This window comes from Erythrobacter sp. HL-111 (assembly GCF_900105095.1).
Taxonomy (GTDB): Bacteria; Pseudomonadota; Alphaproteobacteria; order Sphingomonadales; family Sphingomonadaceae; genus Erythrobacter.
Genome location: NZ_LT629743.1, coordinates 2,714,940 through 2,727,767, shown reverse-complemented (window position 1 = coordinate 2,727,767; position 12,828 = coordinate 2,714,940). Strand labels below are relative to the sequence as shown.

8 protein-coding genes are annotated in these 12,828 nt (G+C 67.1%); all 8 read right to left on the bottom strand.

Annotated features, from left to right (window positions below; genetic code table 11):
• Positions 1-19: 19 nt before the first annotated feature.
• The 8 genes from BLU08_RS12865 to BLU08_RS12830 all read right to left on the bottom strand — a co-directional run bounded on the left by BLU08_RS12865 (position 20) and on the right by BLU08_RS12830 (position 12,824).
• Entirely contained in the window at positions 20-3,346 is a 3,327-nt protein-coding gene (locus BLU08_RS12865) for a TonB-dependent receptor domain-containing protein (RefSeq protein WP_090200050.1), read from the bottom strand.
• Positions 3,347-3,348: 2 nt separating this feature from the next.
• A complete protein-coding gene (locus BLU08_RS12860; RefSeq protein ID WP_090200047.1) occupies positions 3,349-4,065 on the bottom strand; it encodes a hypothetical protein in 717 nt (238 codons plus the stop codon).
• Between the two features lie 138 nt (positions 4,066-4,203).
• The gene (locus BLU08_RS12855; protein WP_090200045.1) at positions 4,204-5,208 is read right to left on the bottom strand and encodes a sterol desaturase family protein; all 1,005 of its coding nucleotides are present in this window, start codon (positions 5,206-5,208) and stop codon (positions 4,204-4,206) included.
• Between the two features lie 241 nt (positions 5,209-5,449).
• Complete coding sequence (gene atzF / locus BLU08_RS12850) at positions 5,450-7,258, bottom strand: allophanate hydrolase (protein ID WP_090200043.1); 1,809 nt, start codon at positions 7,256-7,258, stop codon at positions 5,450-5,452.
• Positions 7,255-10,857, bottom strand: a complete 3,603-nt coding sequence (uca, locus tag BLU08_RS12845; RefSeq protein ID WP_090200041.1) for an urea carboxylase — start codon at positions 10,855-10,857, stop codon at positions 7,255-7,257. Before uca ends, atzF begins: the two co-directional genes overlap by 4 nt.
• Positions 10,854-11,489, bottom strand: coding sequence for an urea amidolyase associated protein UAAP2 (locus BLU08_RS12840; protein WP_090200039.1), 636 nt, complete (start codon positions 11,487-11,489; stop codon positions 10,854-10,856). Before BLU08_RS12840 ends, uca begins: the two co-directional genes overlap by 4 nt.
• A gap of 19 nt (positions 11,490-11,508) precedes the next feature.
• Positions 11,509-12,333 (bottom strand): urea amidolyase associated protein UAAP1, encoded by an 825-nt coding sequence (locus BLU08_RS12835; RefSeq protein WP_090200037.1) that lies wholly within the window; start codon positions 12,331-12,333, stop codon positions 11,509-11,511.
• Entirely contained in the window at positions 12,330-12,824 is a 495-nt protein-coding gene (locus BLU08_RS12830) for a CopG family ribbon-helix-helix protein (protein ID WP_090200035.1), read from the bottom strand. The genes BLU08_RS12835 and BLU08_RS12830 overlap by 4 nt, the downstream gene beginning before the upstream one ends.
• Positions 12,825-12,828: the final 4 nt, after the last annotated feature.

Here is a 12,828-nt window from a genome sequence, read left to right as displayed (position 1 = left end):
GCGCGGCTGATCCGGGCAATCAGAAGGTCGCGCGGACCCCCGCATAGAAGAAGCGGCCGACCGGGTTGACCGGATAGGCCCGCTCGGTGACGAAGGGTTGCTCGTCGGTCAGGTTGTTCACGCCACCATAGACTTCGAAACGGTCGTCCATGAAAGTGTAGCTCGCCGAGAGGTCGTGGATGAAATATTCATCCGCGATCCCGATCGGCCCGAATTGTGCATCGACCGTTTCGATCTCGACGTCGCCGAGGCCCATCTCGCTCAGATATTGCAGCGAATAGCCGAACCTGAACGAGCCCAGGGTGTAGCCGACCGAAGCCGTGCCCGACCATTCGGGACGGCCGATCTCGCCCAGTTCCGGATCGATCGCTTCGGGATCGGTGGGGTCGAAGAAGAAGTCGATCCTGTCGACCCACGAACCGACCGCGGACAGGTCGAAGCCGTGCTCGCCGATGGCGAAGGAGTAGCTTACCGACGCGTCGATCCCGGCCGTCTGGATCTGGACGAAGTTGATCGTCGACAGGTTGAGCGAAGCGAAGCCGAGGAACTGCGCCGAGTTCGGATCGCGGTTGCGGGTGAAGGAGGTGCAGAAATCGTTCGGGAAGGTGGCGCTGTCATAGCAATTGTCGACCACGTCCTGCGCGGCGATGGTGCTGATCGCCTCGTCGATCTCGATATTGTAGTAATCCACCGTGATGCCGAGCCCCGGAATGAAGCTGGGCTGCAGGACCGCACCCAGGGTGATCGTGTCGGCGGTTTCCTCGCGCAGGTCCGGATTGCCCGAGATCGTGCCCGCGAAACGCGCGCTCAGCGGGTCCGAGAAGCCTTCGGGAATGCCGTCGGCGCGGCAGTTGGCGATGCGGTTCTGGACATTGGGATCGTCGATCGCGACGAGGGCGTCGATCTCCGTCTGGTCGCACGGGTCGAACGGGCGGAAGAAGGCCGCCTGCGGAGGCGCGAAGAGTTCGGAGATGTTGGGCGCGCGAACGGCCCGGGAATAGGTGCCGCGAAAGCGCAGGTCGTCGATCGGTGCCCAGAAGCCATTGACCGCGTAGGTCCAGACCCCGCCGACCGTCGAATAGTCGGAATAGCGCCCGGCAAGTTCGAGGCGCAGTTCCTCGAACGCCGGCACGCCCGAAAGCAGGGTGGTCCCGATCTCGCCGAACAGCTCGACCACGTCGAACGAGCCGCCCGAATCCTGCAGGAATTCGTCCGGCGGCGTGGCGAGAGAGGTCTGCGAGAAGCCGAGGTCGCCCACGAAATCGCCCGCGTTGCCATCCGCCGTGGTTACCGGAAGGATGCCGCGCACCAGCGGATCGAAGGTCGAGAAGCTCGATTCGTCGCGATATTCGAAGCCGAAGGCGAAATCGATCGCGTCATAGGGCAGGTTGAGGAACGCGCTCGTGTCCCCGTTGACGATGCCGAGCAGGACGAGCTGCTCGGTCTCGAACCGGTTGGTCGTGGTGGTGGTGATGAAATCGATCGCCTCCTGGCTGATCGTCCCGATACCGAAGAGATTGGCCGGCTGGCACTCGCCCTGGCCGGGCACGAAGGTGAGATAGCCGAATTCGCCGGTCGGGATGCCGAAAAGGGTCGAGGGCGAACGCACCGTGGGATCGAGTTCGCTGCGGCAGACCGGATTGCCCTGGGCATCGCTGGTCACGTCGATCGCGGCGAAGAAGCGGTCGAGAAGGACATTGTTGTTGTTCGTCTCGACGGTTTCGTAGCGCCCCCAGTTGGCGGAGACGGAAAATCCGATCTCGTCGGTCAGCGAGCCTTCGAGCCCGCCCACGAATCGCCATGTCTCCGCCACCGTGGTGTCGATGTTCGGGCCGAGATCGATCGGGTCGCGGGTGATGAACAGCCCGCCCGCATTGTCCGCGACCGGCTGCAGCTCGGGCGGGATGAACGGGTTGTCGGGCGCGACCGTCAGCAGGTCATAGAAACTGTTGAGCGCGGTGCCGAAAGTCGTTTCCTGCCGGACGTACTTGCCTTCGAAGAAGGCGTTCACGCTGTCGGAAATATCATAGTCGGACAGCAGGTTGATGGCGAAGCGATCGATCTGCGGCACGAGGAAGGCGTTGTTGTCGAAGATCACCGCATTCCCGCCGAAAGCGTTGAAATTGCTCGCGACGAGCCCGTCCTCGACGACTTCGACCCCGTTCTCGGTGTTGAGCCAGCAGCCCCCCACGATGCCGAACGAGCCGGAAAAGTCGAGCAGCCCGTTGAAGCCGGTGAAGGAATCGAGGCAGTCCGAATTGCCGTTGCCGTTGAGGTCGAGCCCCGGATCGGAAAAGTTCGCCGGCAGGATCAGACCGCCCGCCGAGGTGATCGAGAACTGGTATTGCGGCGCGATCAGGCGGGTCGGGGACGCCTGCGCCCGGTCGATCAGCGCCTGTTCCTGCGCGGTCGGGCTCACGCCTCCGGAAAAGATCGAATCGAAGGTGCTGCTTCCCGGCGTCGGGATGATGAAGCCGAAGGGAAAGCGGCCGTTCGCGGGGTTGTAGAAGGCATTGAAGTTCGGCGTCCCCGAACCGCCCAGGTCGCCCTGCTGGAACCGCAGGAAGGGGTTTGGCCCGTCGTCGCTGATATTGCCGTCGCGATATTGCGCGCGGTCGCCGAAGCGCAGCCCGTCATCGCGCATGTATTCGCCGACGAGCGTGATGTTGCCCCGGCCATCGCCGAAATTCTTGCCGAGCTTGGCGTAGATGTCGAGGCGGGCGCCGTCGCCCTCTCCCGATATTCCGCCCTGGGCGCCGAGTTCGACACCGTCGAAATCGTCCTCCAGCACGAAGTTGACGACGCCCGTGACCGCGTCCGCGCCATAGACCGCAGATGCGCCGCCGGTCAGCACCTCGACGTTCTCGATCAGGGCGGGCGGGATCGAATTGATGTCGACGATCGCGCTTTCCGCGACGCCCGCGACATGGCGGCGGCCGTTGACGAGGACCAGCGTGCGTTCCGCTCCGAGGCCGCGCAGGTTGAGCGTCGCCGCGCCGACCGCCCCGCCCGATGCGAGCTCGCCCGCATCGAGCGTCTGCGCGCTGGTCACGGAACTGGCGAGGGCCGGGACTTCGCGCAGGGCCTCGGTCACGTCGGCGCCGCCGCGGATCGTTTCGGCCTCGATCGTGACGATGGGCGAGGCCGAGCCGAGGTTGGGATCGCGCCTAAGGCGGGAGCCGGTGACGAAGATGTCCTCGGGTTCGACATCGTCTTCCTCCGCGGCAGTCTCGAGCGAGATATCCTGCGCCTTCACCGGCGGGGCGAGAAGCGCCGTGCCCGACACGGAAAGCAGCGCTGCCGTGATGATGGTGCGGCGCGAGCGAGATCTGGATACGAAGTGCATGTCTACCCCCTGGGCTTGCCTAAGTCCTCGCCTCTCCTTGTTGCATCCACCAGCCGAGCGGCTCTCGCGTCCGCTTCGTCATGATTTTCGTATTGATGTCCGGCCGTGCGGGCCGGTTCGAGTTCCCCTTCGAGCGCCTTGCGGAAGGTCCGCTTGAGCAACCACGGCTCGAGGAACCGGCCGACCAGGTAGACGGCGGCGAAAATGCCGGCGAGGACGTAACCGGGCGTGGGCGAATGCCTGCCCTCGTCCTCGTCTTCCTCCTCGTCCTCCTGATCCTTCGCCTCGGGCGCGGGCGCGCCGAGCATCCGGTCGATCCAGTGAAGTTCGCCCGGCTCTTCCGCCTCTTCCCCGGCGGCGCCTTCGCTGCGGGCTTCCTCGACCTGCGGCCCGTGCAGGGCGTTGGCGAGGACGGCGAGCTGGGCGAAGGCGAGAAACAGGAGCGGCGCGAGAAAGCACAGCAGCAGCGCGGCGCTGCCGACATCATAGTCGAGGCGCGCGCCGCCCCCGCTGCGTTCGACCCGCAGGGTGCCGCTGGTGAAGGTCGCCAGCTTGTCCTGCGCGGCCGGGTTGTCCTTGTTGTAGGTGAGGGTGTCGCCGGTGACCTCGCAGGAGGTTCCGCGGGTCGCGAAGAGCGGCGCGAGACGTTCGAACGCCGCGTCGGGCGGGACCCCGTCCGGCAGCCCGATCGAATCGCGCACCCGCCAGATCCGGTCCAAGTATGGCACCTTGGCTTTCATCTTGCGCTTCGCCCCCGAAGGTGGGCAAGCCAGTCCCGTTCCCGCAGGCGCGGGTTCGAAAAGGCGTGCTTCTCGACTGGTGGCCGCCCCCGGGCGAGGCGACGTGGATGCGACCGGTTACTCGGCCGGCTCATGGCTTTCCGGTCCCGCCACGCGCGCCATCCGCCGCGCGAGGTTGGACTTCAGTGTCCTGTACCCTTCGGTGAAGGGGAAATGCATGGTCTCGCGAATATCCATCCGGCGCCCCCCTTCCATGCCGAGAACTTCCGCCTCGCCATCGACGCAGGTGCCGAACAGCCGGTCCCATAGGATCCAGGTGCCCGAATAATTGCTCCGGGTGGCCTCGTAATCCTGCGAATGGTGAACGCTGTGATGCTCGGTCGTGTTGAAAATGAAGCGCCACCAGGCCGGCGTGTTGAACCGCACGTTGATGTGCTGGTAGGTCGCGACCGTCAGCCCGATCGCCCCCGCGATCAGGAAGGCGCGCGGCAGGAAGTCGAAGAACCCGCCGATGCCGAGACCGATCAGGAAGAGTTCGACCGGATTGCCGACCGAGCCCTTGTTGATGTTGAGCTGGGTGATGTAGTGGTGCGGGGCGTGGGTCAGCCACAGCGGGTACCAGTTGTGCATCCCGCGATGCATCCAGTACTGGCCGAAATCGAAGATCATCGAAATCGCGATCGCCTGCACCAGCAGCGGCATCGTGGTGAACCACGCGACCTTGTCCCAGCCGAACGCGCCCTGGATCGCCTCGATCATGACCGTGTCGCCGATGTAGACATCGACCATCCGCAGCACGGTGTAGCCGAGGCCGACGTAGAACAGGTCGGTGGCGAATTCCTTCCACGTCAGCCGCCAGCTGTCGTAGCGCGGATTGACCCATTCGAGCGCGAGCAGGAGGATCTTGAAGCCGACCGCGATCATGAACGCGGTCGATGCCACGGCGATTTCGTTGGGGGCCCAGTACCAGAACGCGACGACCGCGAACAGGAAGAACGGCTGGAAATAGGTGAAGACCAGCTGCTTGAGCGGGCCGCCTTCGACGCGGCCGATGTTTTCCCAGCCCACGGTGACCGGGGCCTCCGCCCCGATGATCCTGTTTCCGACGCGTGTCCCGCTCATTCGGTTTTCCCCGTTCAAATGCAAATTCGCAGCAGAGCCGTCGCCGAGAGGGCCGGTCGAACCGGTCCCTTCAACGACATCTCTCCCGCGGACGATTTTGGTTATGGCTGTTTGCGCTATGTCTGCGTCTGCGCTTTCATGAAAGTCTAACGATATTACCGACCGGGTCAATCGTAACATTACGGAAATTGGTAGGGTGTGGCACTTTTGCTGCTCTTCGCTCGGTGCCCGCTGAAATTTTCTATTCCTTTCCGCGCGCTACATAGGCCCGCCAGCCGCCGAGCGCGGTGATGTCCTCGGCACCTTTCGTCGCGCGCGGTTCGGCGACGAACCCCTTGACGCTGGTGCCGTCCGACAGGGTCACGGTCCCGATGGCGAGCGGGGCGGGCACTTCGGCGACGAAGCTGCCGAAGGCGGCGCAATCGAGTTCGTAGACCTCGACCTTGATCGCGCCGCCGGTTTCGTCGTGGACGAGCGCAGGCTTGGGCGGGACGCTGTCCGCCATGGCGTAGAGCCTGTAGGTCGGCGCGGTCTCGAACGCGCCGACGAAATGCGCGTCGCGCGATGCGAGCTGCCAGTGCAGCGGCATGTCCTTGAGATGCGCTCCGACGACCGCAAGTTTCACGCTTTCCATCTTTCCCTCCAGATCGAGTGCGGGCGGACCGGGCAGGTCCGCCGCCGAAAGGTATGCTTCGGCCGCCGCGATCAGCGCTGTGTCGCTGTGGGCGGGACCGATCAGCGTGATGCCGAACCCGGTGTCGTTCGCGCGCGCCCCCGCGGGCACGGCGATCGCGGCCATGTCGAGCAGGTTCACGAAATTGGTGTATCGCCCCAGATGGCTGTTGAGCGCGACCGGCTCGGCCAGAAGTTCGGCGACGCGGTAGCTGCGCGGGGCGGTAGGGAAGGCGAGCATGTCGACCTTGCGCCACATGTCCTCGGCCTGCCGGGCGAGTTCGGCGAGGCGGTACATCGCCTTGAACGCATCGACCGCCGTGATCGCGAGACCGGGCTCCAGCAGCGAACGGACGGTCGGTTCGATCTGCCCGGGATCGCTCCGCAGCAGGTCTTCGACCGCCGCGCTGCGTTCGGCCACCCAAGGCCCGCCGTAAAGCAGGCTCGCCGCTTCATCGAGCGGGGCGGTGTCGATCTCGACGAGCTCGGCCATGCTCCCGAGTCGGGCAAGCGCGCTGTCGTAGAGACGTTCCGATTCTGCGTCTCCGAACCATGCCCGCTGGCCGCGCCGCGGGACGCCGATCCGCCGGATGTCGAGGGCGCGCTCCGCGGCTTCGCGCGAATAGGGATCCTCGGGATCGAACCCGGCGAGGATGCCGTCGACGAGGCGCGCATCGGCGGGATCGTGGGCGAAGACCGTGATGCAATCGAGCGTCCGGCAGGCCGGGACGAGCCCGCGCGTGCTCCAGCGGCCCTTGCTCGGCTTGAAGCCGGTGAGATGGTTGAACGCGGCGGGCACGCGGCCCGAACCCGCCGTATCCGTGCCGAGCGCGATCGGGACGAGCCCGGCGGCGACGCTGACGGCGGAGCCCGAACTCGACCCGCCGCTGACGTGAGCGCGGTTGTAGACGTTGCGCGGGATGCCGTAGGGGCTGCGCGTGCCGACGAGGCCGGTCGCGAACTGGTCGAGATTGGTCTTGCCGACGCAGATCGCCCCGGCCCGTTCCAGCCTTTCGATGACCGTGGCGGAGCGTTCGGGCCGATAGGCGAAGGCGGGACAGGCCGCGGTGGTCGACAGGCCAGCCACGTCGATATTGTCCTTCGCGGCAAAGGGCACCCCGGCAAGCGGCAGGGATTCTCCCGCGGCAAGGCGCGCATCGATCCGCCGCGCCGCCCCGATCAGCGCCTCGTCATCGGCGCGGCTTATCCACGTCTGCGGCTGGATGAGGTCATAGGCCGCGATGCGGGCCAGCGCATCGCGCATCACCGCCTCGGCGCTGGCGTCCCCGGCATTGACCGCGGCGGCGATCTCGCGGGCGCGCTGACGGGACGGGGAATGGGCCGGGGCAGGGGCCGGGGTCCGGGCCGCGCCGCTCATGCGCGCTTCCTCAGGGCCAGGATCGGCGCGCCCGGTTCGAGCGCCTGCCGTTCCGCGATGTAGACCGCCTCGACCCGCCCGCTGCCCGGGCTTTCGAGCGGGCTTTCCATCTTCATCGCCTCGATCACGGCAATGGTGGTCCCGGCCTCGATGTCGTCGCCTTCGCTTACCAGCAGCTTCCACACGCTCCCGCCGAAAGGCGCCTCGACCAGTTCGGTGCCGGCGGGAAGCTCGATCTCGGCTGCCTCGCCCGAGGCGCCCGCCCCCTCCTCGACCAGCTCGCTGATCCGGTCGAATTCCCCGTCGCGCTCCCACTGGCCCCGTTCGGCGGCGAAGGCGGCGGCGCGCCGTTCCTCGAAGGCGCGGATCGATCCGGCGTTCTCGGCGAGGAAGGCGCGGTGTTCGGCGAGGCTGAATTCGGAATGCTCGATCTCGATCGAACGCCGCCCGGTCGGAAAGTCGCGTCGCCATTCGGCCAGTTCGTCGCCGCTGACTTCGAAGAAGCGGATCTGGTCGAAGAAGCGCAGCAGCCAGGGCCGGTCCTCGCGGAAGGCGTCGGTCTGGCGATAGGTGTTCCAGACCTGGATGGTGCGCCCGAACAACTGGTATCCGCCCGGCCCTTCCATGCCGTAGATGCACATGTAGGCCCCGCCGATCCCGACGACATTGGGCGGGGTCCAGGTGCGTGCGGGGTTGTATTTCGTCGTCACCAGCCGGTGGCGCGGATCGACCGGCGTCGCCACCGGCGCGCCGAGATAGACGTCGCCGAGACCCATGACGAGATAGCTCGCATCGAACACGATGTCCTTGACCGCATCCGCGTCGGCGAGGCCGTTCACGCGGCGGATGAACTCGATATTGTCCGGGCACCACGGCGCGTCGTCGCGCACCGCGGCCATGTATTTCTCGATCGCCTCGATCGTCGCCGGGTCGCGCCAGCTGAGGGGGAGGTGGAGAATGCGCGAGGGGATCGTGAAATCGTCGAGATCGCCCAGCTCCTGCTCGGCTTCCATGAGCGCGGCGAGCGCGCCTTTCTGATCGAGCCTTTCGCCGTCGAAATGCAGCTGGAGCGAACGGATCCCGGGCACCATGTCGATCACCCCGGGCAGGGCCATCGCCTCGAGCCGCGTCAGCAGCGCATGAACCCTGATCCGCAATTCGAGATCGAGCACGATCGGCCCGTATTCGACGAGGATGTTGCGGTCGCCCTGCTGGCGATAGACCGTCTCCGGGCGGTTGCCCGAACCGGCTATCCTGGCAAGGACGGGGTCGAGCCCGCCCACCTCGCCGCGCCCGGAAACGAGCGCGGGAGGTGCGGCATACCCCCGCTTCTGCCGCTCGCCGATCGCTTCCGCCCCGGCGAGATCGATCGGGACGAAGCGCAGGCGATCGCCGGGCGCGAGCTGGCCGATCTTCCAGCGGTCGGCCGCGATCACGACGAAGGGGCAGACGAAGCCGCCCAGCGAAGGTCCGTCGGGGCCGAGGATGATCGGCATGTCCCCGGTGAAATCGAGCGCCCCTATGGCATAGGGATTGTCGTGGATGTTCGAGGGATGGAGGCCCGCCTCGCCCCCGTCGCTGCGCGCCCATCGCGGTTTCGGACCGACCAGCCGGACCCCGGTGCGGTTGCTGTTGTAATGGACCTTCCATTCCGCCTCGAGGATGGCGGCAATGTCGCCTGGCGTGAAGAAATCGGGCGCGCCATGGGGGCCGTACATGACCCGCAGGCTCCACTTGCCGTCGAATTCGGGCATTGGTTCGAGGTTTTCGGGCGCTCCGGTCCCGCCACCCGCGAGGTGCAGCGTGTCGCCCGCGACGAGGGTGCGCGCCGCGTGGCCGCCGAACTGGCCGAGCGCGAAGGTCGCGCGGCTGCCGAGATAGGCGGGCAGGTCGAGCCCGCCTGCGAACAATATGTAACCGCGCGCCCCCGCCCCGCGCACCCGGCCGAGCGCGAGCGTCTGTCCCGGCGAGACATCGACCGGCTCGTCGCGCGGCACGGCCTCGCCGTCGAGCGTCGCCCCGAAATCGGCCCCCGCAAGGCAGATCCGCGCTGCGCTCGCAAACCGCAGCGTTGGCCCGTTGAAGGTCACCTCGAGCCCCGCGGTGCCTTCGGGATTGCCGAGGCGGCGATTGCCGCGCCGGAAGGAAAGGTCGTCCATCGGCCCTGACGGCGGCACGCCGACCGCCCAGTAACCCTCGCGCCCCGGCCAGTCCTGCACGCTCGTCGCGGTGCCGCCGGAGATGACGGTGACGCTCGCGGGGCGGTATTCGATCCGGCCCAGCATCTTCGTCGAAACGGTCCCGGCGAGGAAATCGGGATGGCGCACGACATCGCGCAGCCAGCGCAGATTGGTCTCGATCCCGTCGAGCCGGGTCTTGCCGAGCGCGTCGTGCATCGCCGCGATCGCCTCCGCGCGCGTGGGCGCGTGGGTGATCAGCTTGGCGATCATCGGGTCGTACCACGCGCTCACCGTGCTGCCGGGGGCGCACCACGTGTCCGCGCGGATGCCCTCGGGGAACCGGACTTCGGTGAGGGTGCCCGAGGTCGGCCGGTAATCGAGCGCCGGGTCCTCGGCATAGAGCCGCACCTGCACCGCGTGCCCCCGCGGTTCGGGCGGGTCGCGCTCGAGCATCGCGAAATCGCCCCGCGCGCCGCGGATCATCCATTCGACGAGGTCGATCCCCATGACCTCCTCGGTGACGCCGTGCTCGACCTGGAGCCTCGTGTTCATCTCGAGGAAGTAGAAGTCGCCCCGCTCGGCATCGAACAGGAATTCGACCGTCCCGGCCGAAAGGTATCGCGCCGCCTGCGCGAGCCGCACCGCGGCCCCGGTCAGGCCGCCGCGCGTCGCCTCGTCGAGCAGCGGGGCGGGCGCTTCCTCCACCACCTTCTGGTTGCGCCGCTGGAGCGAGCAGTCCCGTTCGCCCAGCGGCATGACGCGCCCCGCCCCGTCGCCGAAGACCTGCACCTCGATGTGCCGGGCGCGCGCGATGTAGCGTTCGAGAAAGACCCCGCCGTCGCCGAAATTGCTGCTGCCGAGCCGCGCGACGCTGGCGAAGGCATCCTCGATATCGCTCTCGTTCCGGCAGATCCGCATCCCGATCCCGCCGCCGCCAGCGGTCGCCTTGAGGATGACGGGAAAGCCGATGTCCCGCGCGGCGGCGACGGCTTCGGCGGCATCGGCCAGCAGGCCCGTGCCGGGTGCGAGGGGAACCCCGCTCGCCTCGGCGAGATCGCGCGCCGTGTGCTTCAGCCCGAAGGTGCGGATGTTTTCCGGCGTCGGGCCGATGAAGGCGATGCCGGCCCCGGCGCATTTTTCCGCGAAATCCGCATTTTCGGCGAGGAACCCGTAGCCCGGATGGATGAGTCCCGCCCCCGCCTCGCGCGCGACCGCGATGATGCGATCGGCATCGAGATAGCTTTCCGCCGCCGGAGCGGGGCCGATGCAGTATGCCTCGTCCGCCTGGAGCACGTGGAGGCTTTCGGCATCGGCCTCCGAATGGACCGCGACCGAGCGCAGGCCCATCGCCTTCAGGGTGCGGATGATCCTCGTCGCGATCGCCCCCCGGTTGGCGACGAGGACGCTGTCCGCCCTCATGCCGCGACGATCATGCGGATCGGGGTCGGGTTGAAGGCATTGCAGGGATTGTTGATCTGCGGGCAGTTCGAAACGACCACGACCACGTCCATCTCGGCCCTGAGATCGACGAACAGCCCGGGCGCGGAAATGCCGTCGACGATGCCGAGCGTCCCGTCCGCCTCTACCGGCACGTTCATGAAGAAGTTCACGTTCGGCACCATGTCGCGCTTGCCGCGCCCCTCGGTGAGATTGGCCTCGAGGAAGTTTTCGACGCAGGCGTGCTGGGCGCGCGTGTGGTGCCCGTAGCGCAGCGTGTTCGATTCGCATGAACACGCGCCGCCGATGGTGTCGTGATAATCGACCGCCGACCCGGTGATCGTCATCATCGGCCGACCCTCGTTCGATCGCAGCACGCTTCCTTCCCGCAGGAAGATGTTGCCCTGCGCGGCGACCGTGTCCTGCGCGCTGTACCGTTCGGTGTCGTCGGCGGCGCTGTAGATGAGGAAGTCGACCGCCTGGTTGCCTTCGGTATCGACGATCCTGAGCGTTTCGCCGGCCTTGACGTGATGGATCCACGGCGCGCGGGCGGGCACGATCTCGTCGTGGATGATCCTGCCGGGCAGGTTCTCGCTTCCTCCGGTCGAGGTCATCGGCTTGCGGCCTCCTGTGCTATCGGCGGTAATAGTCTTCGACGTTGAGGAAGGCGCGCTGGCCTTCGGGCGTCGCGTTGCGGACCGGGTCGCCTTCCGGCGTCGCTTCGCCGCGCCATGCCGTCACCCGCAGCGGGGTGACCGAATAGTCCGTCCGCGGGTCGAGCACGTGGGGCACGTTCGCCATGACGACGATCACGTCCATCTCCGCGCGCAACACCACCGTGCGCCCCGCTTCGTACGGGCCGACGAGCGGGGTGATCGATCCGTCGGGCTCGATCCGCGTGCCCTTGAACAGGTTGATGCAGGGATGGACGTCGCGCCGCTGCAGGCCGTGCTTCGCCGCCCCGATCAGCAGCCGGTCGCGCCCGTTCGGAAACGCGCCGCTGTTGCGCCCTTCGCCGTATTTCGCCGCATTGGTCGCGGCGTTCGACGTGCCGCAGAAGGCGTCGTGCGTCCTCGCGTCGTCGGCGATGATGCTCATCAGGACGCGGCCCATGTCGGACAGCAGCAGGCGCCCCCCCTCGAGATAGGCGTTCCACTGGACCTTGACCGTATCGGCGACATTGAGCCTTTCGGTCGGCATTTCCGCGTTGAAGATCATCAACGCCGCGCAGGCATCGCCATCGCGGTCGATCAGGCGCAGCCTCGTTCCGCGCTTCAGCAGGCGCGAGGCGTATCCGCCCGCGGCGACCGTTTCTTCCCAGAGAAGGTCCGCCCGGTCCACGCCATCGGGAAGGTCGTCCGCATCCGGGGGCAGCCTGGGCATGGCCTCGACCACGGTTCCCGCCATCGCGCGGGCGTGTTCGCGCGCCGCCATCGGATCGGCGAGCCTCTCGTTCATGCGGCAGCCTCCTCTGCTCGGTCGTCCGCTCCCTTGCCCGACGCCTCGTCCTGCTCGTGCAGCGGGGGCAGCAGCGCCGTCGTCGTCACCAGCTTGAGCTGGCGCACGCCGCGCACGCGGCGCAGGGCATTGCACAGCTCCTCGAGCCGCTGCGCCGGGCCCTGGACGAGCAGGACCTCGAGCGACTGGTCGTCCTCGAGGAAGACGTGCTGCGAGGAAATCACCTCCTTGAGGTAATCGAGCTGGGTTGCGGAAAGCTGCTGGCGGACATTGCCGTGATCGGCGCTGTAGACGAGGGTCACGGTCCCCGCGAGCGTCTCTTCCGGGCGGAATTCGGCCTCGTGTTCGGCGAGCGCGTTGCGGATCAGCTGGGCGATCAGCTGCGAGCGCGAGGGCAGGGCGCGCTCCTCCACCATCGCGTCGAGCTGCTGGAGGAGCTCGGCCGGAAGGCTCATGCTGAGCCGGGCGAGGCTGGTCGGGTCGCTGGGCATGGTC